Source organism: Roseimicrobium sp. ORNL1 (assembly GCF_011044495.1).
In the GTDB taxonomy this organism is placed as follows: Bacteria; Verrucomicrobiota; Verrucomicrobiia; order Verrucomicrobiales; family Verrucomicrobiaceae; genus Roseimicrobium.
The window spans coordinates 4,550,464-4,574,075 of sequence record NZ_CP049143.1 but is presented as its reverse complement, the minus strand read 5'-3'; the positions used below and the strand labels follow the sequence as shown (position 1 = coordinate 4,574,075).

General features: G+C 59.2%; 20 protein-coding genes. 12 read left to right on the top strand and 8 right to left on the bottom strand.

Translation table 11 applies throughout. The annotated features are described in order from the left end of the window. Nucleotides 1-67: 67 nt before the first annotated feature. A complete protein-coding gene (locus G5S37_RS18580) occupies nucleotides 68-1,018 on the top strand; it encodes a hypothetical protein (RefSeq protein ID WP_165205951.1) in 951 nt (316 codons plus the stop codon). A gap of 21 nt (nucleotides 1,019-1,039) precedes the next feature. Here G5S37_RS18580 and G5S37_RS18575 read toward each other — a convergent pair whose 3' ends face one another. Continuing rightward, nucleotides 1,040-1,450 carry a hypothetical protein gene (locus tag G5S37_RS18575; RefSeq protein WP_165205950.1) on the bottom strand — a complete coding sequence of 137 codons (411 nt, stop codon included), beginning with the start codon at nucleotides 1,448-1,450 and terminating at the stop codon, nucleotides 1,040-1,042. Nucleotides 1,451-1,636: 186 nt separating this feature from the next. Between G5S37_RS18575 and G5S37_RS18570 the strand changes: the two genes are divergently transcribed. After that, nucleotides 1,637-2,179: an NUDIX hydrolase gene (locus G5S37_RS18570; RefSeq protein WP_165205949.1), complete on the top strand. Its 543-nt coding sequence runs from the start codon at nucleotides 1,637-1,639 to the stop codon at nucleotides 2,177-2,179. Nucleotides 2,180-2,223: 44 nt separating this feature from the next. Here G5S37_RS18570 and G5S37_RS18565 read toward each other — a convergent pair whose 3' ends face one another. From G5S37_RS18565 to G5S37_RS18545, 5 genes are all read right to left on the bottom strand, one after another. Next, complete coding sequence (locus G5S37_RS18565; protein WP_165205948.1) at nucleotides 2,224-2,952, bottom strand: GNAT family N-acetyltransferase; 729 nt, start codon at nucleotides 2,950-2,952, stop codon at nucleotides 2,224-2,226. Nucleotides 2,953-3,087: 135 nt separating this feature from the next. Continuing rightward, entirely contained in the window at nucleotides 3,088-3,465 is a 378-nt protein-coding gene (locus G5S37_RS18560; protein WP_165205947.1) for a hypothetical protein, read from the bottom strand. 144 nt (nucleotides 3,466-3,609) lie between these two features. After that, entirely contained in the window at nucleotides 3,610-5,142 is a 1,533-nt protein-coding gene (locus G5S37_RS18555; protein ID WP_165205946.1) for a hypothetical protein, read from the bottom strand. Nucleotides 5,143-5,373: 231 nt separating this feature from the next. Continuing rightward, a complete protein-coding gene (locus tag G5S37_RS18550; protein WP_165205945.1) occupies nucleotides 5,374-6,549 on the bottom strand; it encodes a prenyltransferase/squalene oxidase repeat-containing protein in 1,176 nt (391 codons plus the stop codon). 30 nt (nucleotides 6,550-6,579) lie between these two features. Continuing rightward, on the bottom strand, nucleotides 6,580-7,398 hold the full coding sequence (locus tag G5S37_RS18545) for a YdjY domain-containing protein (RefSeq protein ID WP_165205944.1): 819 nt from the start codon (nucleotides 7,396-7,398) through the stop codon (nucleotides 6,580-6,582). A gap of 389 nt (nucleotides 7,399-7,787) precedes the next feature. Between G5S37_RS18545 and G5S37_RS18540 the strand changes: the two genes are divergently transcribed. Together G5S37_RS18540 and G5S37_RS18535 are read left to right on the top strand one after the other, a co-directional pair. Next, a complete protein-coding gene (locus G5S37_RS18540) occupies nucleotides 7,788-8,498 on the top strand; it encodes a hypothetical protein (protein WP_165205943.1) in 711 nt (236 codons plus the stop codon). 125 nt (nucleotides 8,499-8,623) lie between these two features. Beyond that, nucleotides 8,624-8,866 carry an acyl carrier protein gene (locus G5S37_RS18535; RefSeq protein ID WP_113959057.1) on the top strand — a complete coding sequence of 81 codons (243 nt, stop codon included), beginning with the start codon at nucleotides 8,624-8,626 and terminating at the stop codon, nucleotides 8,864-8,866. A gap of 365 nt (nucleotides 8,867-9,231) precedes the next feature. Here G5S37_RS18535 and G5S37_RS18530 read toward each other — a convergent pair whose 3' ends face one another. Next, nucleotides 9,232-10,194: a lysophospholipid acyltransferase family protein gene (locus tag G5S37_RS18530; RefSeq protein WP_165205942.1), complete on the bottom strand. Its 963-nt coding sequence runs from the start codon at nucleotides 10,192-10,194 to the stop codon at nucleotides 9,232-9,234. Between the two features lie 41 nt (nucleotides 10,195-10,235). Here G5S37_RS18530 and G5S37_RS18525 point away from each other — a divergent pair, with 41 nt between their 5' ends. The 3 genes from G5S37_RS18525 (at nucleotide 10,236) to gatA (ending at nucleotide 13,221) form a co-directional block, all read left to right on the top strand. After that, the gene (locus tag G5S37_RS18525) at nucleotides 10,236-11,240 is read left to right on the top strand and encodes a M20/M25/M40 family metallo-hydrolase (protein WP_165205941.1); all 1,005 of its coding nucleotides are present in this window, start codon (nucleotides 10,236-10,238) and stop codon (nucleotides 11,238-11,240) included. A 173-nt stretch (nucleotides 11,241-11,413) separates the two neighbouring features. Further along, nucleotides 11,414-11,707 (top strand): Asp-tRNA(Asn)/Glu-tRNA(Gln) amidotransferase subunit GatC, encoded by a 294-nt coding sequence (gene gatC, locus G5S37_RS18520; protein ID WP_165205940.1) that lies wholly within the window; start codon nucleotides 11,414-11,416, stop codon nucleotides 11,705-11,707. A 59-nt stretch (nucleotides 11,708-11,766) separates the two neighbouring features. Continuing rightward, nucleotides 11,767-13,221, top strand: a complete 1,455-nt coding sequence (gene gatA, locus G5S37_RS18515; protein WP_165205939.1) for an Asp-tRNA(Asn)/Glu-tRNA(Gln) amidotransferase subunit GatA — start codon at nucleotides 11,767-11,769, stop codon at nucleotides 13,219-13,221. Nucleotides 13,222-13,279: 58 nt separating this feature from the next. On the opposite strand, the gene G5S37_RS18510 is transcribed toward gatA, so the two are convergent. After that, nucleotides 13,280-13,666 (bottom strand): hypothetical protein, encoded by a 387-nt coding sequence (locus tag G5S37_RS18510; RefSeq protein ID WP_206026049.1) that lies wholly within the window; start codon nucleotides 13,664-13,666, stop codon nucleotides 13,280-13,282. A 130-nt stretch (nucleotides 13,667-13,796) separates the two neighbouring features. Here G5S37_RS18510 and G5S37_RS18505 point away from each other — a divergent pair, with 130 nt between their 5' ends. From G5S37_RS18505 to G5S37_RS18485, 5 genes are all read left to right on the top strand, one after another. Beyond that, on the top strand, nucleotides 13,797-15,170 hold the full coding sequence (locus tag G5S37_RS18505) for a sulfatase-like hydrolase/transferase (RefSeq protein WP_165205937.1): 1,374 nt from the start codon (nucleotides 13,797-13,799) through the stop codon (nucleotides 15,168-15,170). A 30-nt stretch (nucleotides 15,171-15,200) separates the two neighbouring features. Next, entirely contained in the window at nucleotides 15,201-16,901 is a 1,701-nt protein-coding gene (locus G5S37_RS18500; RefSeq protein WP_165205936.1) for a sulfatase, read from the top strand. A 246-nt stretch (nucleotides 16,902-17,147) separates the two neighbouring features. Continuing rightward, nucleotides 17,148-18,671, top strand: coding sequence for a sulfatase (locus G5S37_RS18495; protein ID WP_165205935.1), 1,524 nt, complete (start codon nucleotides 17,148-17,150; stop codon nucleotides 18,669-18,671). 40 nt (nucleotides 18,672-18,711) lie between these two features. Further along, nucleotides 18,712-21,348, top strand: coding sequence for an esterase-like activity of phytase family protein (locus G5S37_RS18490; RefSeq protein ID WP_165205934.1), 2,637 nt, complete (start codon nucleotides 18,712-18,714; stop codon nucleotides 21,346-21,348). 240 nt (nucleotides 21,349-21,588) lie between these two features. Next, nucleotides 21,589-23,577, top strand: coding sequence for a metallophosphoesterase family protein (locus tag G5S37_RS18485; RefSeq protein ID WP_165205933.1), 1,989 nt, complete (start codon nucleotides 21,589-21,591; stop codon nucleotides 23,575-23,577). Nucleotides 23,578-23,612 lie beyond the last annotated feature (35 nt).

Genomic DNA, 23,612 nt, shown 5'->3' with positions numbered 1-23,612 from the left:
CAACGACTGGCCACACTGCAAATCCAGCAGCTACTGACTACTGCTTACTGAATACTGTTCCCTGAAAATGTCCTCTTTGTCCCGCACGCTCACCCCTCCCTCTGATTTGCACCTTCGTCGCGACTCCTCAGGCTCCGATCGATTCCAGTTTGGCCCGCTGGAGATGACTCTGATGCGTCTGTTCTTCGCCGTGCTGGTGTTCTTTGCCATCAAGTGGGAGACGGGGAACCTGCATTCCGTGAAGACGAACGATGAAGATGCCGTGGGGCTGGCCCGGCTTTTCTCGCTGGATTTCCTCATCCATCTCAAGCCACTGGTGCTCTGGCAGATCATCACCATCCTGGGCTTGATTGCTTATGTGTGCAGCATGCTGCCGGTGGTGGGATTACTTCCGGCGCTCTTCTTCACGCTGGGCATCGGTGCGCTGAATGCTTCCCAGGGCGCGCACAATCACAGCACGCAACTCGTGGCCATGATCCTGCTCGGTCAGTTTCTCGTGTATGCCGTGCCGCTCGCCATGGGGAAACGCGGGCCCACGCTCACCTGGCTCATGCCGGAGGACAGGATCCATCGACGCGCCATCTATGTTTCTCTCGTCATCTTTGCCGCAGCGTATGTGGTGTGCGGCTGGGTGAAGCTGAATAACTCGGACTGGAAGTGGTTCGGGAATGTGGTGCCCGGTCTTGCGCTGGAATTGCAGAAGACGAACTGGTCTGCGTATTACGATACGCTGGAGCCCGTTCCTGCGGCGCTCACTTCGGTGGTCGGTCTGATGAACGATCATCCCACGCTTGCGAGACTCTTCTTCGGCGCGGGTCTGCTTATTGAGCTCTGCGCCTTCCTCATCGTCCTGGGGCGTCGCTGGGCCTTCTTCTACGGCATTCTGATCATCATCATGCACCTGAGCATCAGCCGGCTCATGCAGCTCGACTTCTGGTACCACATCTTCGCCGCGCTGATCCTTCTGGTGAATGTGCCGGGCGTGAAGGAGACGTTTGCGAAGGCGAAGACGCGGTAGGGTTGGGGGCGCCGTTGCCCCTTACTTGGCCTTCCATAGACCTGTGGGTGCCGGTTGTTTCACTGGGTCACTTTCCGGGTGGTACATATCGATGTAGATGACGAACTTCTTCCCGGTCGATGTTTCCACGTTGTAGCCGTCGATGATGTGGCCGTCGGGTCCTGCCCCGAAGCTCCCGATGCGACTGTAACGCACAGGCTTGCCATCGTCATCGCGCAGCGTATCCAGGTAGTCACGCTCCGCTCGGGGTCCCTTCAAGGGGTCTTTGTCTCCCACCTTGACCGGCTTCTCTTTGGAGTGGCCGTAGTCTGCATCCGTGGAGGTTTGTGAGGGATCCACGCCTGCTGGTGCCTTGGTATCAGCGAATGCCGGCGATGAGAGCGAGAGGGCCAACAACAGAAGAACGACTCGAAATGAGGTGGACGCATTCATGGGATGGAGTGATGAAACACTGGCATCCAAACATAGGGCCTTCAGTCGATTTGTTGAAAGTGAAACTCTTCCTGTTGTTGGAGAAAATGGACGCACTACTCTGCGGAGAACCAAAGAAACCCTCGCTTGAACAGGCGGTGCGCTCCGTTACAATGACGTCACAGTTCCACCATCACCCCTGACAGCATGAGCATTCAAAATCCCTGGACGACGCTGGAAACGCGTGTGGCGTATGATAATCCGTGGATTCGCGTGCGGGAGGACCAGGTCCTCAATCCCTCCGGTGGCCGCGGAATCTACGGAGTAGTGGAATACAAGAATCGCGCCGTGGGTGTCATTCCGGTGGATGAGGAGGGCTACACGTGGCTCGTGGGCCAGTATCGGTATACGCACCACACCTATGAGTGGGAGATTCCCGAAGGCGGCTGTCCGGAGGGGGAGGAGCTGATTGATTGCGCCCGCCGTGAACTCCTGGAGGAGACCGGCATCATCGCAGAGAGCTTTGAGATGATCCTGGATGGCGTGCAACTCTCCAATTCGGTGACGGATGAAGTCGCCTACATCTTCACGGCGCGCGGCCTTTCCTTTACCGAAGCCCAGCCCGAACCCACGGAGAAGATTCAGGTGAAACGCATGCCGCTGGAGGAGGCCATTGAGCTCGCGCGCAACGGCACCATCCGCGACGGGATGTCTGTCATGGGCCTTCTCTGGCTCGGCAGCCAGCCGTAGTGATGACCTGAGACGCAGCAGCAGTATCTGCTTTGGTTGTTTCTTTACTCGCCGCGCTTCAGCCGCACGGCCACTGAGGTGGCGAAGAACTCAAAGCCAAGGGACTGGGCGATGGCCATCGACGGCTTGTTTTCCTGCAGCGTGCGGTATTGCGGGAAGAGCTTTTTCCAGGCGGCGTGTTTGGCGAGAAATGCCACGGCGCTGTGGCCGTACCCCTTGCCACGATGCTCAGGGTGCGTGATGACGGAGATGTGTGCGATCGTGCTGTCCCAGACTTCATAGCCGGCGAGCGATGCCAATGTCCCATCCACAAAGATGCCACACATCACTGCAGCCTCACCCATGACGCTGCCGCCGTGATCCCATTCCGTGGCATCACATGCCGCCTCAAGTGCTGCAAGGTGTTCCGTGTCCTTTGTCCCGAGCAATTGCACGGGATGGTGTGGAACTCCCGTCACCACTTCCGCGTATCCGATGAAGACAGGTCCGATGATATCGGAAATCAAGTCCGGGGAAAGTCGCGTTGCATTCACGGTGGGAGCCGCGCTGGAATCCAGCAATGCAGGGCCCAGTTCTGACTGTAGAGCCTGGGGAACTGAGACGACGGAACCGCTCAGCGCATCCATTGCCATCACACCATGATAATCCTCGAAATCTCCACCGTGGGGTAGCAGGCGGGCGGGTTTCGACCAGAGGGGGCCGTCAGCTTCGTCCCAGCCGAACTGGCGGGACCAGCAGCGAGAGATAATTCCGTTGGAGACCGAAGAGAACATCGTGGCCGAGGATAGAAAAATTTGCGGACTTTGCGAGCACGATTCTCAAATGCAACAGGATCTGATATCCTACTGATAATAAAGACCCCTCAAGAAATGCCCATGCTGAACGTCACAAAACTCAAGCCGGTGCACTCAGAGAATGGTCGGGCTCTCCTGACGTTTGATCTCCCTGCAGAGGAAGTCCACCGCCGGCTCGGACCGCCGCACCGCCTCACAGATGCTGAAGAAGACGAAGCTGGTCCCTGTGAATGCTGGGATTATCGTTACCCCTGCGGACTCACGGTGCTGATCGTGCGCCACCTGGACGCGCCCGATGGTCACGTATGTACCATCCATGCCGATGCTCCTGAGATTGAACATATTTTTCACCATCTCCCCTTCGCAGACTGCATCACGTGGCGGATTGATCGAGAGGTCACGGGTGGCTTTGAGGATTGGCACGGTGCGCCCCGGAGATTCAGCGTGATCCGCCAGGATGATCATGGGACGGAGTACGAGATTTCGGTGCATCCTACGCGACGAGCGGCCGACTGCATTCGGCAGGAGCTGGAGTCTTTTGCGCACAAGCAGACTTATTGGACACGGGACAATGGCTGCGTAGGATCTTGAGAAAGCTCGGATATGGATTGGGGAGGCCAAGGCCTTCAATACCGATCACGTCCCCTTCCGCTTCACACACACATACGTGTCCTTGGACTCTGTCACGTCCAGCGTCTCCAGAACTTCCCACTTGTCCTTGTCTGCAGCGTGGTCGTACTCCTTCCGACTGAGGACAAGCAGATCCACGTCTCCGTGAGAGAGGTCGCGTATGGCTTTCGAGAGGGGGGTGAACTCAGGAATGCGCAGATAGAGCAGCGTGGCCTCGTGTCCCTCGGGTGTGGCGGCGATGCGTAGCTTGCCCGGCGCAGCATGGGCACGCACGTTCTCGCCGAAACGTGCCGTGGCATCCGTGGGCTGGCGGTACTGGTCGTACATGTTCGCGGCGGTGTATCCAAGAGAGGTCACAAGGGCCAGCCAGATGACGGCGGTGAACCACTTCGCGGCGCTCCACTTTCCCCAGTGCGCGCCGCGCTCGATCCACATGGCGCACATGGCGCCCAGCGCGAGCGATAGGGGCGGGATGATGGGGAAGATGCGGTCCGTGCGCTTGGAAGGAATGATCGACATGAAGAGCAGCGCGGCAAAGGCCCAGCATAGCAGCCACAGTGTGCCGGAATTCGCGCGCAGCCAGACGCGGGTCTGCTTCTTCGCCAGCAGCACCAGGAGCAGCAGGCTCCACGGGGCACAGCGCGTTGTGAGGTGCAGGATGTAGTAATACACCGGCTGCGAGCGGTGCACGGCCTTCTCCCCGGAGGTGAAGCGCCCCATGAATTCCTTCTTCACCACCTGGTCGTAGAACTCCTGGTTGGCGATATTCGCGCCGACCCAAACGAGGAAGACGGCGAGGGGAATGACCCATGGCCACCAGCCGCACCACACGTACTTGCGGTTTTCTTTGTCGAGAAACAGGAAAGCGATGACGCCGGGCAGCAGGAAGGCATACAGCACAGGCCCCTTCGTGAGTACACCGGCCAGCACGGAGGCAAAGATGGCCCAGCGCTCAGCCGTGGTCCATTCGGTCCGGGAGAGAATCTTCCTCCAGATGATCCAGCCAGGGATGAAGATGGCCAGAGTGAGCATCATATCCGTGCGCACCAGTGTGGCGACGCGGGGCGCGAGCAGATTCAACGCAAACACCGCCGCCACGAGGATGCCCACGGGCACGGCGAAACGTTTGTCACCCTCACGCTTCAGGAGGAACAGCAGGACCAGCGCGGACACCAGGGAGGGGATGCGCCACGAGATCTCCCACCAATGCGTGAGGTAGTACAGGCCCGCCGAGATCCAGCCCATGAGTGGCGGCTTGGTGGCGATGCCCTGCCGGGGGGTGTGCTGCAGGAACCAGTCCCCGCGTTCCACCATTTCAAAAGAGACGTAGGCTTGCTTTGATTGATCGTAGTCGTCCAGGTGCCACGGGAGATTCCGCACGCACATGTTGAGGATGGCGAGGGTGAGGATGACTGTGGCCAATCCAGCGCTCAGGAGGAGCGTGTGGCGGCTATCCTTGGTGGCCTGCCTACTTAGGACAGGGTGATTTTCCTCAGGGCTGGCACCGGTATGCATCGTGGCGGCAATATGCAATGTCATTCCCATTCAAGCGGGGGCATCACATGCCAGTCTGGTGGGGCTTGTCAATGATGTGAGTGGGCTGGCGTCAGGAGGGCAGCCACGCGGGCAGGGGATGGGTGTTGTCATGTGCCTGCCACACCCAGCTTCCTTCCGGAGACCACTCCAAAAACAAATTGAGCAGTGGCCTCTCGACCACTGCTCAACCATTGCAAACAATCGCTCAACGACCGCAAACGCGCTCGCGCTCCCTTATTTCAGCGCACGATGCACGTGCTGGAGTGCCAGCAGCGTGTACGCGGTCACCAGCACGGGGTCATTCTCCATCCAGCGGCCGGTGGGGTTCAGCCAGGAGCCATCGGGCTTCTGGTTATTCAGCAGATGACGGCCGAGCTCCACACGCCAGTCGACGGACTTGCCGTCCTTGGTCTTCAGCTCATCTAGTCCGGCTACGGTGAGTGCCTTGGCCATGGTGTGGTAGTAGTAGTAGAGACCTTCCTGGCCCATGCCGGGGTTCTCTTCGAGCGTGTAGTTTTCACCGAGCCACTGCAGCGCGGCCTTCACGCGGGGATCATCCGTGGTGAGGCCGGCGTAGATGAAGCTGAGCATGCCAGCGTAGCTGATGCTGCCGTATGAGCGCATCGCAACGCGACCATCGGGGAGTTTGATTTCCTCCGGTGATTTGCTGACGCCGGGCTCGTAGACAAACCCGCCCTTGTTCTTCGCATCATCGCTAGCCCATTTCTGGTCGTTGCTCGCGGGCAGGTTCTGGCAGCGCTCGATGAACTTGATGGCGGCGCCCCAGTTCAGCTCGTTCTTCTTGTCTTCAGGGGTCGCCTTGTCTTCGAAGAGCTTCTTCGAATAGTACAGCGCCTCGACCGCGAAGTGCGTGTTGGAAAGGTCCGCGCGCGGGGGCTTGTCCGCGCTGGGTTTGCCGTAGCCGATGCCGCCGTCGAATTCGTTGTCCGTCACTCCCTTTTCACCGAAGTCATTCTGCTGACCCACGACGAACTTGCGTGCGTCCAGGATGGTCTTCTCATACTCGGGCTTCGGATTTACAGTGAGGGCGGTCAGTGCGATGGAGGTGTTGTAGTTCGCGCGGCCCTGGCTGTAGATGCCGCCATCCGGCTTCACCTTGCTGAGCAGGAACTGGTAGCCTTTCTCCACTTCGGGGAGGATGGCATCCGTGGGCCTGCGTGAGGGATCTCCCATGAAGGCGGTGAGCACCAAGCCGGTGATGGCAGGCTCTTCCGGAGTGCTCCAGGAGCCGTCCTCCTTGTTCTGCTGCTGCTTCAGGAAGTTCAGGCCCTTGCTGATCGCGATGTCGAGTTCCTGGCGCAGGGACGCATTTTTGTCCTGCGCAGGGAGACTGGTGCAGAGCGCCAGGGAGGCGGTCAGCGCGGAGGTGAGGAGGTGGCGGCGTTTCATGTTGGATGAGAGAATGAAGAAATGGAGGGGCTATTGTGTCTTCGTCGAGGAGGCGTCCGCTGGTGACACGTGGGAAAAAACCAGGGTCACCGGGGTATCCACCGGCGGTATGGCGGAGGATTCCACCAGCCAGTTCTCGTCGCTGGCGTTGTTCTTGTCCGGGAAATTCACGAGTGAGATCAGGTCGAAGTAGATCGCGATGTGCGAGCCGTCATGCTCGGCGGCGAATCCCGTCTGGCTGATGAAGGAGCCGGTGTAGATCCATTCGGATGGCGTGGCGGGCTTGCCGGTTTGCTTGTCGCGAATCCACGCGCTGATGGGTGCGGTCTGGAGCTTTCCAGAGGCGTCCTTCCACTCAAGGGTCAGGCGCATGTGGTTTGCCCCCTCGTGCTCCATGGGCTGGGCCATGCGGGCTTTCACCTGCTCGCTGGGCTCCGCGAGGAACTTGGCGGCGTCCTTGAGGTGCGGCTCGAAGTGGGAGAGCAGCAGGGCGACATTCAGTTCCGTGGGGCTCGCTGTGGTGCGCAGCAGGCTTTCGTGAGTCTTCCCGTGCTCGTGTACCAGCGCGTATTCCAGGATGCCTTCGGTCATGTTCACCTGGGCTGGCACGCGCACTTCGCGTTTCTCACTGTTGATCTTGATGGGGCCGAGTTCGTACTCGTTTTCACCCACCTTCTTGATGCGCTTTTTCGCGGCCTCAGTGAGGTCAGCGGCGACCTTTGCCCCTTGAGGGGTGGTGGTCACGGTGGGCTGCTTCGGTGGCTCTTCCTGCCCGTAAACAGGCAGGACAACAGCCTGCGCGAGGCAGGCTGCGGACACAACGTGAACAATGGTGCGGATGGTAGCCATCCTACGAGTATAACGAATTCCCGATGAAGCGGAAAGGAGTGAACGATCCAAGTTTGAGGACCGGCAAGGTGGATTCGTTCACGTTTTGGGTACAGATGGTATGCAAGGGATGGTGGAAGAGAGGCATGGTGTTGTATCTTAAACATCACTGGATGAGCGTGTTATAATAGTGTGCCTTGGTCGCGCTTCGGTCTGTATGGACAAAATTTGTCCGTAGTTGCACCAGTGGTGGGGCAATGTCTGCTCCGCGATCCCGTCCAATGCCGTGATCAAGGTGGAATTTCCGCCTCATGACGCGCCTGTCCTTGCGCGATGAGGCGATTACGATTTGAATGGTCCGGATGAGCGACTCGTCGACTTCCGCAAAACCTGACGTCATTGTTTGTCCGGTGTCGCCTTGGTTTTACCGGCGCATGGGGCTGCTGGCATTGCTGATGGTGGGCATGGGACTGTACTTCATCTACGACGGCCGCGTTGGTTACCCGAAGGCCAACGAGGCTGCTGAAGCCAAGGCGCGATTCGAGCACGAAGTCTTGAAGGACTATGATGACGCCCTGGCCAAAGGGCCGGATGCTGCCAAGGCTTGGGTCAAGGACGCCCGCCTGAAGGGCTGGATCATCAAGCCAGACCTGGAGCAGCCGCGCTGGAGCGACTATGCCGCACCGCGGGGCTGGCCGGAGAATCCAAAGCACTACACGCCGGAGGAGATTCGCGAGCAGTTTTACTGGGGCGGTGCCATGATCGTGGCCGCTGCGGTGGTGGGCATCATTGTCCTGCTGAACCACAACAAGCGCTTCGTGGGCCACGCCGACCACATGGTCATGCCCAATGGCAAGGTGGTGCAGTACAAGGATGTGTACAAACTCGACAAGCGGAAGTGGGACATCAAGGCCCTGGCCTACGTGTACTACCGGGAGGGTGGGGAGGGGGCAGAGCACCGAGTGGTCATCGACGACCTGAAATACGATGGAGCGGGCCGGGTGCTCGACCGTTTGATGGAGCAGTTCAAGGGGGAACTCATTGAGAAAGTCGCCGCGCCAGAAGAGGAAGCTTCCGAGGTGTCCGCGGAACAACCGACTCCGCCGCACGGCGCCGCGTGATTCCCGCTTCAGGATTGGGGTTTTACTGGACAAAAATGAGTTCCAAAAAATCGCATTTTTCCTGTTGCGAAAACGGGCGCTGACCCTAAAGCTCCCCGCCACTCAAGCAACCTTATCCACCGACCATGGCAGACAGCAATATTTCAGACAAAGTACGGGACATCATCGTCGAGCAGCTCGGCGTGAATCCCGAGCAGGTGACTCCCGAGGCGAAGTTCATCGAAGATCTCGGCGCCGATTCACTGGATACGGTGGAGCTGGTGATGGCCTTCGAAGAAGAGTTCGGCATCGACGTGCCGGATGAAGAAGCTGAGAAGCTTCTCTCCGTGGCGGACGTCATCCGCTATGTGGAAGAGAACGCCGAATAAGGCGACTCGCTCCTCAGTTCAGATTTATTTGTACGCGAAAGGCACGGGTAACCGTGCCTTTTTGCGTGCTCGGGAAGAGAGATCAGGGGCATGCAAGCCAGGAAGGAATGGCCGCAAAAGAACGCAGAGAACGCAAAAGGAACGGGTGCTGGGTGCGGTTGGAGGGGCGGTGTGGCTTTTTGGTTCGCGGGTGTTTGGAGACCGGCGAAGGATAGCCGCAAAGAGACGTAAAAGGCACAAGTGGGATTCGGAAGGAAGTGCCCTGCGGTTAATCCGAAATGGCCTTCAAAGTGCGCTACCCCACTTAGGCCGCCTCCCTTTTGCGTTCTCTGCGTTCTTTTGCGGCCATTACCTTCTGCGCCGCATCACCTGTGACTCTCCGCCAGCAGCTCACGGAAGGGCTTGCTGGGGTTCGCGTAGGCGGGGTACTTCGGGTCCTGGTCCAGGCCCGGGAGGTAGCGCCAGTGCTTGTACATCCACATCCAGGCTTCGGGGTGCCTGCGGATTTGCTGCTCAAATTTGTCCCACACGGCCTGGGTCAGGGCGGCATTGCTGGTGAACTTTTCCGGTTCAAAGTGGGGCTCGGCTTCCACTTGGTAAGTGCCGTCCGGCATGGGAATACAAACACCAGCGATAATAGGCAGCTCCAACCGGCGTGAGAGACTGGCGTGCAGCGTGGTAACGCATGTTTTCAAGCCAAAACAATCAATCGCGGCGGCGGTCTTGTTGGGCCGGATGGTCAGGTCTGTGAGCAGGGCGGCGTGGCCTTTGCGCTTCAGTTCCTTCACCAGACGGAGCATGGCACCCTCCTGCGGGATGATGGTGTGCCCGCTGCCCTCCCGCAGCCGCTTGAAGATGGTGGTGAGGGCGGGATTCTTGAAATCCTGCGCCACCACCGTCCAGGCGAAACCCCGGAACCCCATGGCCAGGCTCACGAGTTCGAAGTTTCCAAAGTGCGGCGTCACCCAGATGGCGCCCTTTTCCCGGGCGACGGCCTCCGAACTGGGGTCGGCAAAGGTGACTTTCAGATACTCCGTGTAGTTCTCCCTGGTCAGGCGCAGCGACCAGAAGAGGTCGAAGAACGTGCGGGCGAAGGTCTGGTAGGAGCCGAGGGTGATGCGGGAGATTTGCCCGGGGGTGATGCCCTCCCGGGCGAAGGCCACGCGGAGGTTTTCGTGGGCGGTTTCCCGCCCCCGGGCATCAAAAAAATAGGCGATGGCGCCGACGGTATTGCTCAGGAGAAGAATCGACCGGCGGGAGAGTCGGGGCAGCAGCCAGGTGGCGAGATGGACGAGCCGGGTCTCCAGTACATGACGAATCTTCTTCACGTGGCGTTTGGTAGTGTGCGAAAACGAGTTACAGTGTGCCCATGGCAGACACGCTGACCTCTATCCTCAAGAAGCTCCTCAATCAACCCACGGCGCCGTTCCATGAGTATCATGTGCGGGCGCAGATTGAACAGTACCTGCTGGACGTGCCCAACGTCGAGCTCTCCACGGATGCGTTCGGCAACCTGCTGGCCACCTACCGCAAGGGCAAACACAAGTCCACACCGGTGTGGGCACTGGGCGCGCACATGGACCACCCCGCGTGGGTGAAGGTGCCAGGCAAGACGGATGAATGGGAGTTCCTGGGCGGCGTGCCGAAGAATCTCGTGGAGAAGAAGGAGAACATTGCCCTGCGCAAGGAAAGCGGCGATATGGCGCCATGGGGTTTTCCTGTCGTCTTTGAAGATGGCAAGGTCCACGCCGCTGCCTGTGATGACGTGGTGGGCTGCGCGATTATCGTAGCGGTGTTCAAAGAGCTGTCTCGCCTCGGCCTTGATGCCACGGTGCATGCTGCCTTTACCCGTGCGGAGGAAGTGGGCTTCCTCGGTGCCTGGCACCTCGGCAAGCACTGGCCCTTTGGCAAAGATGCCGTCTTCCTCTCTCTGGAGACCAGCCGCCCGGTGAACGGCGCGGAGATGGGTGATGGCCCGATTGTCCGTGTGGGCGACCGCCTTTCCGTCTTCGATCACGAACTCATCAATGTACTCATGCGTACCGCAGCGGAGCAGGGGATTCGTGTGCAGCGCTGCCTGCTCGACGCCGGTGCCTGTGAAGCCACCGCCCTGCAGGCCTGCGGCATTCGCAGCGTGGGCTTGAGCGTGCCTCTTGGCAACTACCACAACCTGGACGACGACCAGAACATCGTCTCCGAGCACGTGCACATTGAGGACGTAAAGCAGATGATCAATCTCATTGTCGCCCTCGTCGCCACCAAGCATGACGGCCTCGGCGAGCGCACCCTCGAAGAGCGCGTGAATCTCCGCATGAAGGAGTACAAGAAGTACCTCGAAATCGGCAACGCGAAGTACGAGGAAATGACGGCCTAGGTCCGTCGTCCTCCCGACGCGCTGGGATTCAACACGGAGACACAGAGTCACAAAGACACGGAGGACTGAACAGAGTTTCCGTGTCTTTTCATTTTGTATCTCCACCTGCGCTCTGTCACCCCGTTTTCCTGTTCGTTTGACTTTGCTCCCGCAGCGTCTCCTTTGCCCCCGTCATGTCGCCGACAGAAATCAACATCCAGCACACCGCCAAGCTCGCCCGCCTTCAACTCACCGAGGAGGAGACGGCGCGATACCAGTCCCAAATCGCGGGCATTCTGGATTACATGAAGGTGCTGGAGGCGCATGCGGATCTCGCCTCCGTGGAACCTACCGCCCACGCCATGCCTGTGTTTGACGTGTGGCGCGAAGACATCCCGCGTGACGGCTTCGGCGCCGAAGCTGCCCTTTCCAACGCCCCACGCAAAGCCCAGGGCCAGTTCCTCATTACCCGCGTGGTGGAAGAGTAGCCTGTCCCACTCGCAGCCTCCCTTTTCTCTTTTTCCTTTTCACTTATCCCTTCACCTTAGTGTCCCTCTCAGAATCCACCATCGCCCAGCTTCGCCAGCAGCTTAAAAGCGGAGACATCACGCCTGCGGATATCATCGAGGATCTGCATCAGGGCATGGAGAAGGCGAATGAAGCGCTGGGTGCCTACATCTCCTATGATGTGGAAGCAGCGCTGAAGGAAGCGGAGACGGCGGATCTCTCCCTGCCACTCGGTGGCATCCCCATCGCGGTGAAGGACAACATCAATGTGAAGGGCCAGCCCTGCACCTGCGGGTCGAAGTTCCTCGCGGAGAACTACACCGCTCCCTACAACGCTGCGAGCGTCGACCTGCTGCGCAAAGGTGGCGCGATTCCTTTTGGCCGTGCGAATATGGATGAATTCGCCATGGGCTCCTCCACGGAGAACTCGGCCTTCTTCCCTGCGCGCAATCCATGGGACACGTCCCGCGTACCAGGCGGCTCCAGCGGTGGCTCGGCAGCAGCGGTGGGGGCGAATATTGCGCTTGCCGCGCTGGGCTCGGACACGGGTGGCTCGATTCGCCAGCCGGCGGCCTTCTGCGGGAATGTGGGCATCAAGCCCACGTATGGGCGCGTTTCGCGCTACGGCTTGGTGGCCTTCGCATCGTCGCTGGATCAGATCGGTCCCATTACGAAGACGGTGGAAGATGCCGCGCTCGTGCTCAATCATCTCTGTGGTCACGATGTACGCGACAGCACGTCGCTGAAGGCGGACGTGCCTGACTTCACCTCCGCACTGGGCCAGGATCTCAAGGGCCTGCGTATTGGCATTGCGAAGGAGCATTTTGTGGATGGGATTCATCCTGGCATCCGTGAAGCAGTGGACAAGGCGGTGAAGCAGCTCGAGTCGCTCGGCGCCACCATCGTGGACATCTCGCTGCCACACACGGATATCGGCATTGCGACGTATTACATCGTGGCTCCGGCGGAAGCTTCAGCGAACCTCGCCCGCTTCGATGGCGTGCGGTATGGGCATCGCGCCGAAGGCACCACGGAACTCTTCGACCACTACGTGAAGACCCGTGCGGAAGGCTTCGGCCCTGAGGTGAAGCGCCGCATCCTGCTGGGCACCTATGTGCTGAGTTCGGGCTACTACGATGCCTACTACGTGAAGGCGCAGAAGGCGCGCACCCTGGTGCGTCGTGACTTCACGGAGGCGTTTGAGAAGGTGGATCTTGTGGTGTCTCCCACCACTCCGGTGCCGCCGTTCAAGCTTGGTGCATTTCGTGACGATCCGCTCTCCTTGTATCTGGAGGATCTCTTCACCATTCCTGCCAATCTCGCCGGCCTGCCCGCCATCAGCGTACCGTGCGGCATGATCCAGCATGAAGGTGTGGAACTCCCCGTGGGCCTGCACCTCACCGCCAAGCCGCTGGACGAAGTCACGCTACTGCGTGCCGCTCATGCCTATGAGCAGTCCACCGAGTGGCACAAGCACCGCGCACCGAAGCTCTAAGGAAGTCGGGTCTCCTGACCGGACAGCTCCGGCGAGTTTTCCAACCCGCCGGTTGCAGCTAACTCTTCTTCTCCGGCCACGGCGGTACCGGTTTGGTCTCGCCTTTCTTGAGCCCGCCGAGGTGCTTCAGGACTTCGTCATAGTGTGGGTCCCCCGGTGCATACTTGATGAGCGCATCTCCCTTGATGCCGCTTCCCTTGCCGCGGTCAGACTCTGCCTCTGCGCGGAGTTGCATTTCGATGGTGCCATCCTCACGCATCGTGGCGGTGCCGATGGAGGGATCCGACGGCGCTGTGCGCGTTTCCGAATGAGAAGACGCCGGCTTCTCCGGTGGGGTGCAGCAGGGCGCCAGCAGCGCCGTGAACATCGTAAGCAAGCCGACCACCTGTGTCTGGGAGAGAGACATGCGGAACCGTACCAGGAAATGGAGGGGCGGAGCACACATTTCTCGCGGTTTGGCTTCTCTGGCAATTCCCCAAAACTTTCCGCAAGCTCGCTGCCGTTGCTGCGTTGTGAGCGGCGTGTTCTTCAATCACGCTCCTGTCAAAATTTTCAGAGCCGCCGTCACCCTGTGGATGGCGCTGGTTGTCCTGGCGCAGGCTGATGCCGCCAAGCCCAACATCGTCCTCATCATGGCGGATGATTTCGGGTATGAGTGTGTGACGGCGAATGGAGGTGAGTCGTACAAGACACCTGTGCTGGACAAGCTCGCTGCGAATGGTGTGCGTTTCGAGCAGTGCCATGTGCAGCCGCTCTGCACGCCCACCCGAGTGCAGCTCATGACTGGGAAGTACAACGTGCGGAACTACCTGAATTTTGGCACGCTGCTGACAAACGAAAAGACCTTTGCGAACCTGCTGAAGGACGCGGGCTATGCCACGGGCATCTGTGGGAAGTGGCAGCTCGGTCGTGGGAAGGAGTTGCCGCAGCACTTTGGCTTTGATGAATCGTGCCTCTGGCAGCACACGCGTCGTCCACCGCGCTACGCGAACCCAGGGCTGGAGTACAATGGCGTGGAGAAGGATTTCGCCAATGGTGAGTATGGGCCGAAGCTGGTGAATGACTTCGCGCTCGATTTCATCACGCGGCACAAGGAGAAGCCCTTTTTCCTGTATTATCCGATGATGCTCACGCATGATCCCTTCCAGCCCACGCCGGACAGTGCGGACTGGGACCCGACCACTAACGGTGAACAGGCGAAGAAGGGCGTGAAGCACTTCGCGGACATGACCGCATACATGGACAAGATGATTGGTCAGGTTCTCGCGAAGCTGGATGAATTGGGTCTCCGTGAAAACACCCTGGTGCTCTTCCTCGGAGACAATGGCACAGGCAAGGGCGTGAACTCGCAATTCAAGGGAGCTGGCTATCCAGGCGGCAAGGGCAACACCACCGCACGCGGCACGCATGTTCCCTTCATCGCAAGCTGGCCTGCCGTCATCAAGGAGGGACGGGTCAACAAGGACCTCGTCAGCAGCACGGATTTCCTGCCCACACTCTGTGAAGCGACAGGCGTGACGGTGCCGGGTGCACTGGACGGCGTGAGCTTCTTGCCTCAGTTGCGCGGGGAGAAGGGGACTCCGCGCGAGTGGCTTTATATGTGGTACTCACCACGCCAGTCGAATGACATGACGGTGCGTGAGTGCGCCTTCGACCAGCGGTACAAGCTTTACAAGAACGGAAACTTCTTCGACTTGGCTGGCGACGTTGATGAGAAGAATCCGGTGAAGGTTTCCGAGCTACAAGGAGATGCCGCCGCTGCTGCGGCCAAGCTGCAGAAAGTGCTCGACCAATTCAGCGATGTGCGTCCCGCAGAGTTGGACAAAACATTCGCAGAGACCGGAGCTCCGAATCCGGGGAATCCCAATGCGAAAGGCAAGGGCAAGAACAAAGGTAAAGGCCAGGGCAAGAAGAGCGAGAGCGCACCAGCGCCAGCGACGGACTCTTAAGATTCTCAAGCACGCAGACTTACTCTCACCATGAATTTTCATCGACTCCATTTCCTCCTCGTGCTGCTCGCAAGCGCGTTTCTCGTGCCGATGTATGGTCACGCCGCCGAGAGTGGCAAAGCGAAGCGACCCAATATCCTTTTTTTCTTCGCGGATGACTGGGGCAAATACGCCAGCATCTTCGCCGAGGTGGAAGGCAAGGGAGGCATCAATGATGTGGTTCGCACGCCTAATATCGATAAGATTGCAAAGCGTGGTGTACTCTTCCGCAACGCGCATGTGAACTCACCCTCATGCACGCCCTGCCGTTCCTCGCTGCTCTCCGGCCAGTACTTCTGGCGTACCGGTCGAGGTGCCATTCTCCGTGGCGCAGTGTGGGATGAAAAAATTCCAGCTTACCCGCTGATGTTGCGCGATGCGGGGTATCACATCGGGAAATCATACAAGGTCTGGGGCCCCGGAACGCCCGCTGACGCGCCCTATGGAAAGCAGGAGTATGCGTACCAGAAGGCTGGTGGCCGTATCAACAACTTCTCCGAGAATGTCACCGAGATGGTGGCCAAGGGGAAGCCGCTCGACGAGGCCAAGCAGGAACTCTATGCGGAGGCACGTCAGAATTTTCACGACTTCCTCGCGGCACGTGACGGTGACAAGCCCTTCTGCTTCTGGTTCGGCCCCACGAACGTGCATCGCAAGTGGATCAAGGGGAATGGTAAAGCGCTGTGGGGCATTGAGCCGGACACCTTGAAGGGTAAGATGCCGGCCTTCCTTCCGGATGTGCCGGAAGTGCGTGAAGATCTCGCAGACTACTTCGGCGAGATCGCTGCGTGGGATGCGACGGTGGGACAGTTGATGGAAGAGTTGGAGAAGAGTGGTGAGGCGGAGAATACACTCATCGTAATCAGCGGTGACCATGGCGCCCCGGGGTTTCCGCACGGGAAGTGCAACCTCTATGGCTTCGGGACGAATGTGACCCTGATCATTGCCGGTGCCGGTGTGAAGGGGGGGCGTGTGGTGGACGATTTCGTTCTTCTGCCTGACCTTGCTCCTACCTTTCTCGAAGCCGGTGGAGTGGCTGTCCCTGAGGTGATGACCGGTCGCAGTCTTTGGAATGTACTGAAGTCAGACAAGGGTGGACTCGTGGATGATAAGCGGACCTATGTGATCACCGGCCGCGAGCGGCACGTGGAGAATGCTCGCGCCGACTATGCGCCCTATCCCCAGCGCGCCATCCGCACGAAGGACCATGTGTTGATCGTGAATTTCCACCCCGAGCGCTGGCCGCTGGGTGACCCCTACGGTTTGGGCGAAGGCGAGCAGGAGCCCACGAGGGAAGAAGTGACTGAGAACACTCGCGTGACCCTGCCTGATGATGACTCTGGCCCCACCAAGGCCTGGCTGGTAAGTGTGCGCAACACGCCAGAGTGGAAGGCGCATTTCAACTGGGTCTTCGGCAAGCGGCCCAAGTATGAGCTCTACGACCTGAAGTATGATCCTGATGAGACGAAGAACGTGGCGGATGATCCTGCATTCGCGCAGGTGAAGGCTGACTTGGAAAAGCGTCTCATGGATGAGCTGAGGCGCACCGGTGATCCTCGCCTGGTGGATGACGGCGCCTACTTTGAGAAGCCACCGCTGGCGGGTCCTATTGATGATGCCGAGGGCAGGGGAGGCGCCGGGGCGGGTGCGAGAGGGAAGGGAAAAGGGAAGAAGGCGGCGGCGCAGGAATAGTCGAGCCGAGGGATACCGAGAAAATGCAAAGTGAGAAATGAAAGATGCAAAATGGAAAATGACGAAGACTCCAACCACTTTGCATTTTTCATTTTGCAGTTCTCACTTTGCATTGGTGGATTCCACTGCCCGATCCGATAGCACTTTGTCCACTGACCGTTGATTACTTGGCGGACTACATTCCCTGGCAAGATCCTCACCGTTTCTTCGTTTCAAGGCCTCTCGATTCCTCCACACTGTCACGTCATGCGCACCCTCCTCGCCATCCTTTTGTTGTCAGCGCTGTTTCCGTTCGCTCCGCGCGCTCAGGCTCAGAAGCCGAATGTCCTCTTCCTCATCTCCGACGACCTGAACAACTACCTCGGCTGCTACGGAGATCCGCGTGCGAAGACGCCGAATATCGACAAGCTCGCGTCACGGGGCGTGCGCTTTGATCGCGCGTATTGCACCTTCCCTCTGTGTGGGCCGAGCCGGAACTCGATGCTCACGGGATTGTATCCGAACAGCACGGGCATCCTTTCCAACGGCCAGATCTTCCGTCAGACCATTCCGAAGCAGTGGAGCCTGCCGCAGGCGTTCCGCCTTGATGGGTACTTCGCTACTCGCATCGGGAAACTGTATCATTACAATGTGCCCAACTCCATCGGCACGAATGGACATGATGATCCCGGATCATGGGACATGGAGATTAATCGCGCCGGGGTGGACAGACTGGAGGATCAGGCGAAGATATTCTCGCTCGTCCCCGGAAACTTCGGTGGCACGTTGAGTTGGTATGCCTCGCCGAAGAGCGATGAGTTTCACACGGATGGACTCGCCGCGAAGGATGCAGAGTGGGTGTTGGAGAGATGTGCCAAAGAGAAGGACCAGCCCTTCTTCCTTGCGGTTGGTTTCTTCCGTCCGCATACACCCTACGTCTCTCCGAAGACGCCATACTTCGAAATGTATCCCGAGGCCGAGATGCCCGTGGTGCAGGGTGTGAAAGAAGACCAGGCGGATCTTCCGCCTCCTGCCTTGGGCAGCTACAAGAAGGAGCAGGATAAGCTCACGGATGACCTCCGCCGGCAGACGCTGCAGGCGTACTATGCGAGCATCAGCTTCATGGATACCCAGGTGGGTCGGGTGGTGGATGCGCTCGACCGCTTGGGGCTTTCAGAGAATACGATCATCGTTTTCACCAGCGACCATGGCTATCATATGGGTGAGCACGGTTTGTGGCAAAAGCAGAGCGTCTTCGAAGGCAGTGCGCGTGTACCGCTTCTCATTGTGGCGCCGGGTGCCACGAAGGGCGGGGTGGCGAAGTCGCCGGTGAGTCATCTTGATTTGTATCCTACTCTCACAGAACTCTGCGGTGTGAAGGCGCCGGCGAATATCCAGGGCCAAAGCCTCGTGGGCATGTTGCAGGATCCCAATGTGAAGGGCCGCGGCTGGGCGCTCACGCAGGTGGTGCGAGGCGGTGGATTCAAACGTGCGGGCGCGAGTGCTGCGGCGGGTGACAACGGGAACCGCTTCTTTGGCTACAGCCTGCGCACCGACCGCTGGCGCTACACCGAGTGGGATGAGGGCAACAAGGGACGCGAGTTGTACGACCATGAAACAGACCCAAAGGAGCTCACGAATCTCGCAAATGATCCGAATCAAGCGAAGATGGTCGAGGAACTTTCGATGCAACTCCGGGGGGCTGTGAAAAGCAGCTTCCCAGCGGATGGCAAGACGCCAGTAATCGACAAGGAGGGAGCGATGTGGGCGCCGAATCTGACGGAGCCCTGAGGTAAGCGGAAGAAGCTGTGTTCTTCGGCGTTACCACCGCATGAAAGTCGCGCTGCTTCTCTCGCCACTTCCGCTGCTGGCCTTCCTGACACTACTGGGGCAGGAAGCGGCGCCGGCGCCTTCCAATGATGAGGTTCCTGGAGAGACGAAGCCCAGGAAGACTCGTGCCAACAACGCTAATCGTCCCGCGATCACCCAGCCCGAACTCATTGCGCCGCTCTCCAATCGACTCTCCAGCGTTGACCCGAAGCTGCATCGCGACTTTCCGGATGTGTGTATCGATAAAAGCGGTGGACTTTGGGTGACGTACATCGAACACGATGGCGTGGCGGACACGCTGAATCTCGCGAAGCGCGAGGGGCGTCAGTTCACGCAGCAAGCGGTGGTGTCGCAGCCAGGTGTGCTGCACCAGCCCACCATCACGGCAGACGGAGCGGGTGGTGTATGGTGTATCTGGGCGCAGGTGAATGCAAAGGACATCATGACCTTGCGGGCGCGACGTTTTGCGAAAGGTGCGCTGGAAGGTGAAATCGAACTTGCCTCATACACGAATGCCGGCGCGAGCTTTGCGGATACGGGAACGGATGCCTCAGGTCGCGTGTGGGTGACGTGGCAGGAAGTGAAGCCGGGTGCCTCGCAAATCTGGACGCGGCATTGGTCGACGAAAGATGCGAAATGGAGCGAACCGGTACGCGTCTCAACAGCGAAGGGAGGTGGGAACTGGGAGCCGCGTCTGGCCTTCACGGATGATGAGGGCGCATGGATCGCCTATGACAACTCCGCGGGTAGTGAATTCAACCTGCGTCTGGCGCATGTGAGCCTCAGTGGAGAGGTGAAGGATCGCGTGCTGCTGGAGACTCCTGAATATGAAGCACGCGCCTCTGTCAGCTCGGATGGCAGTGGAGGTTTATGGATTGCTGCCGAGCGTGGACGTCGTCAGTGGGGTCTGGATTCGCGCGGCCATGAGAATGCCATGGGTTTCAATGCGCAGAAGCGTCTGCTGCTGGGCCGGTATGACATTGCTGCGGAAACTTTCGCGGAGGTGCCGGTCCCGCATAATGGTCGCCCCACACCTGCGCCGGATCCGAGTCCCGGTTATGCCATCAATGTTCCCTCCGTACTGGTGCGTGAAGGGCAGGTGTGGATTGCCTGCCGCTACTTCACCAGCGGGATGTGGCGTGGCATGCTGCTGCGGTACACGCCGGAGACGAAGGCATGGAGCGTGCCGGCTGCTCTGCCGGACAGCACCATGGGACAGGACCGACATCAGGAAATGTTCCTCGGGCCTCGTGGTGGTCTCTGGATGGCGTGGCCCTCTGACAAACGCGCGGGAAAGGAGTGTGGCGTAGCCGGTGTGTATGTGGGCTCGGTGAAGACGGATGCAGAACTCGCCACGCTTCCAGCGGAGCCTGAGGCAGAAGTGGCGCGTACGCCGGAGATGGAGCCGTATCTCAATGAGTCCACGCCGCCGCGCCCGCTTACGGAGCATCACACGTGGAAGGTGGGCAGCAAGACGTATCGGCTCGTGTGGGGCGACTTGCACCGGCACACGGATATCTCGAACTGCCGCACTGCCTTCGACGGTTGTGTGATGGAGGCGTATCGGTATGCATATGACCTTGCAGGTCTGGATTTCCTGGGAACCTCTGATCACACGGATGTGGGCAAGAAGTATGACTCGTATGAGTGGTGGCATACGCAGCGGCATGTGGATGTGTTCTTTGCGCCGGGGAGTTTTGCGTCTCTGTACGCCTATGAGCGGGAGCAGCCGTTCCCGTGGGGCCATCGCAACATTGTCTTCGCGAAGCGGGGCGGCCCCGTGGTGTACATCAATCGCGCCTTTTATCGCGAGTCGCAGTGGCAGGAGAAGCTTCCTGTGGCGGCGGGCATCCAGCCCATCCTTCCCACTGAGTTGTGGGATATCTTGAAGCGGTACAATCAGCCCTGCGCCGTCATCAGTCACACGGGCGCCACAGGGATGGGCACGGACTGGACGAAGTACAAAGATGGCATCGACAACACCTATGAGAACACGGTGGAAATTTTCCAGGGTGCGCGGCTGAGCTACGAAGGGCTCGGTGCCCCGCAACCCACCGTGGGTTTGCGCAAGAATGAAGCGTACACACCCGCGAAGCTGGAGCCAAAGAACCAGCCCATGCCGCCGGAGCCGATCACGAATTTTGAAGCAGGAACCAAAGGTGCGATGGCTCTGAATAATGGCGTGTATCAGAAGGCACTCGCGGAAGGTTACAAGCTGAGCGTCTTCGCATCGAGTGATCACATTGCCACGCATACTTCCTTCGGCGGTGTATATGTGGAAGAGTTCACGCGGGAGGGCATTATTGCAGGGTTCAAGGCGAGGCGCACTTGCGCGGCCACGGACAAGATTTTTGTAGAGCTGAGCTGTGGCGAGCACCTCATGGGCGACGTGTTTAAGTTGAAAGAAAAGCCCGCACTTACGTTTAGCATCGCTGGTACTGCACCCATCAAGCGGGTGACGGTGGTACGCAATGAGCAGAACTATCACGCGATCGAGGGGAAGGATCGCGAGGTGAGAGCCACCTGGACCGATGCCGAGCCACTGAAGGGTGAGAACCGCTACTACCTGCGCATTGAGCAGACGGATGGGAACATGGCGTGGTCTTCGCCGTTGTGGGTGACGTATGTTGGGAAGTAGGAAGCATCTGCCAGGGGGGAGAACGTGCTCCGTGAAATGCAAAATGAGAAATGAAAGGTGCAAAATGAAAAGTGACTGAGGGGCGGATCCACTTAGAGTTTTCATTTTGCATTTCTCACTTTGCATTGCTGGGAGTGATTGCTGAGTCCTGGGGGCATTCGCCCACTGACCGCCGAGGATCGGCGGACTACTGTCTTTTCTTGAAATCTGGCGTGCGGGCGCACGTTTCCGAAGTTTCCCATGAAGCCCAAGAAGTCCTCACGCTCTCTTTCTCGCCGCGACGCATTGAAACTCACTGCGGTGGGCTTGGGGAGCGCGGCGCTGGGAGGTGCGGGAGGGGCGCTGGCTGCTGAGGTAGCGCAGCCCTTTGGCGCGGAGTTTCCACAACTGGACTCGCTGGCTACGGGTGAGTGGTGGGCAAAGGGGGCAGCGGGAGGCCCGCGCAATCAAAATGCGCGCCCACAGGCGCGGGCCAGCCAGCCTCCGCCCATGGACGTGCCGCGCAAGGATGTCGTGGCCTTTGCCATCTACACGCATCAGAACGATGTGCTGAAGATGACCGCGCAGCTTTACCCGCTGAAGCCGGACGAGTCCCGTGAGGCGAGACTGGAGGTGAAGGGCGAGGACGAGAAGTGGAAGGAGATTGCGAAGGCACCGGTGCTGTATCCTGGATGGAGTGCGCACTTCCGCATGGAGAAATGGGATGCGACGAAGAGTGTACCGTATCGCGTGCGCCACGGCAAGGATGCTGCGTACGAGGGACTCGTCCGCCGCGATCCCACGGACAAGGACGAGATTGTGGTGGCGAACATGTCCTGTAACTCCAGCCGCACCACGGGCCTGCGACCGGAGATTATCGAGAATCTGAAACTACAGGACCCGGACTTGCTCTTCTTCGCGGGAGACCAGACGTATCGGCACACGGAGCACACGGCGGGCTGGATTGAGTTTGGCCTGCAGTTCCGGGACATCATGAAAGATCGTCCCACCATCTGCATCCCGGACGATCATGATGTGGGACATCCGAATCTCTGGGGGGAGAACGGCAAGCTCTCTACGCTGAAGGGGAATGCCGATGGCGGGTATATGTACCCCGTGGAGTATGTGAATCAGGTGCAGCGCCAGCAATCCTGGAACCTGCCGGATCCCGTGGACCCTACGCCGGTGGAGCGGGGTATCACGGTGTATTATACCAGATTGACCGTGGGTGGCGTGGACTTCGCGATTTTGGAGGACCGCAAGTTCAAGTCGGGTCCTGCGGGCAAGATTCCGCAGATGGGCCCGCGTCCTGACCACATCAATGATCCCGCGTACGATCCGAAGACGATTGACCTGCCTGGACTGCAATTGCTGGGCGAACGTCAGGAGAAGTTTTTGCGCGAGTGGGCGCAAGACTGGACCGGCAGCGAAATGAAGGCGGTGCTCTCGCAGACCGCCTTTTGCGGAGCGGTGCATATGCACGGGAAGCGGGATGACCGCCTGCTCGCAGATCTCGATTGCAACGGCTGGCCGCAGACGCCACGCAATCGCGCACTGGAGGAGATTCGCCGCGCGTGGGCGGTGCATCTTTGCGGTGACCAGCACCTCGCTGTCACGGTGAAGAATGGCATTGATGACTTTGGGGACGGCCCGTACGCCTTCACGAGTCCGGCACTGGTGAATACCATCTACGGCCGCTGGTGGCATCCGCTCGATGAGCAGCCTGGTCCGAATCCCGTGCCAGGTAGTCCGCTGCCATGGACGGGTGACTTCAAGGACGGCCTCGGCAACCGCATCTCCATGATGGCGTATGCGAACCCACCGGACATCGTCGATGAAAAGCAGAGGGCAGATGGTTATGGGTTGGTGCGTTTCCAGAAGTCGAAGCGCAAGATCGTTTTCGAATGCTGGCCGCGCTTCTCCGATGCGAAGCTGGGCGACAAGGCCCAGTTCCCCGGTTGGCCCATCACCGTAGACATGGACCAGAATGACGGGCGCAAGTTGCAGGGATACCTCCCTGAGCTGGTCTTCGAAGACGTGAAAGACCCTGTGGTGCAGGTCATCGCGGAGGCCAGCGGTGAAGTGCTCTACACCGTGCGTACGCAGGGAAATCGCTTCCAACCTCGCGTGTATGCCCCGGGAAAATACACGGTAAAGGTCGGCGTATACAAGCCGGACAAGCAATCACTTGCCGGACTGGAAGCGAAGGAGCAGGGCGCTGCAGGTACGCGTGCCATCCGGCTCTTCTAGTCGCAACCCATATCCTGCATCGAATTCTTTTCCTT

Coding starts and splice junctions, on each gene's coding strand:
- G5S37_RS18580 (WP_165205951.1), top strand. CDS start 68: ATGTCCTCTTTGTCCCGCACGCTCACCCCTCCCTCTGATTTGCACCTT.
- G5S37_RS18575 (WP_165205950.1), bottom strand. CDS start 1,450: ATGAATGCGTCCACCTCATTTCGAGTCGTTCTTCTGTTGTTGGCCCTC.
- G5S37_RS18570 (WP_165205949.1), top strand. CDS start 1,637: ATGAGCATTCAAAATCCCTGGACGACGCTGGAAACGCGTGTGGCGTAT.
- G5S37_RS18565 (WP_165205948.1), bottom strand. CDS start 2,952: ATGTTCTCTTCGGTCTCCAACGGAATTATCTCTCGCTGCTGGTCCCGC.
- G5S37_RS18560 (WP_165205947.1), bottom strand. CDS start 3,465: ATGCACCGAAATCTCGTACTCCGTCCCATGATCATCCTGGCGGATCAC.
- G5S37_RS18555 (WP_165205946.1), bottom strand. CDS start 5,142: ATGACATTGCATATTGCCGCCACGATGCATACCGGTGCCAGCCCTGAG.
- G5S37_RS18550 (WP_165205945.1), bottom strand. CDS start 6,549: ATGAAACGCCGCCACCTCCTCACCTCCGCGCTGACCGCCTCCCTGGCG.
- G5S37_RS18545 (WP_165205944.1), bottom strand. CDS start 7,398: ATGGCTACCATCCGCACCATTGTTCACGTTGTGTCCGCAGCCTGCCTC.
- G5S37_RS18535 (WP_113959057.1), top strand. CDS start 8,624: ATGGCAGACAGCAATATTTCAGACAAAGTACGGGACATCATCGTCGAG.
- G5S37_RS18525 (WP_165205941.1), top strand. CDS start 10,236: ATGGCAGACACGCTGACCTCTATCCTCAAGAAGCTCCTCAATCAACCC.
- gatC (WP_165205940.1), top strand. CDS start 11,414: ATGTCGCCGACAGAAATCAACATCCAGCACACCGCCAAGCTCGCCCGC.
- G5S37_RS18510 (WP_206026049.1), bottom strand. CDS start 13,666: ATGTGTGCTCCGCCCCTCCATTTCCTGGTACGGTTCCGCATGTCTCTC.
- G5S37_RS18505 (WP_165205937.1), top strand. CDS start 13,797: ATGGCGCTGGTTGTCCTGGCGCAGGCTGATGCCGCCAAGCCCAACATC.
- G5S37_RS18500 (WP_165205936.1), top strand. CDS start 15,201: ATGAATTTTCATCGACTCCATTTCCTCCTCGTGCTGCTCGCAAGCGCG.
- G5S37_RS18495 (WP_165205935.1), top strand. CDS start 17,148: ATGCGCACCCTCCTCGCCATCCTTTTGTTGTCAGCGCTGTTTCCGTTC.
- G5S37_RS18490 (WP_165205934.1), top strand. CDS start 18,712: ATGAAAGTCGCGCTGCTTCTCTCGCCACTTCCGCTGCTGGCCTTCCTG.
- G5S37_RS18485 (WP_165205933.1), top strand. CDS start 21,589: ATGAAGCCCAAGAAGTCCTCACGCTCTCTTTCTCGCCGCGACGCATTG.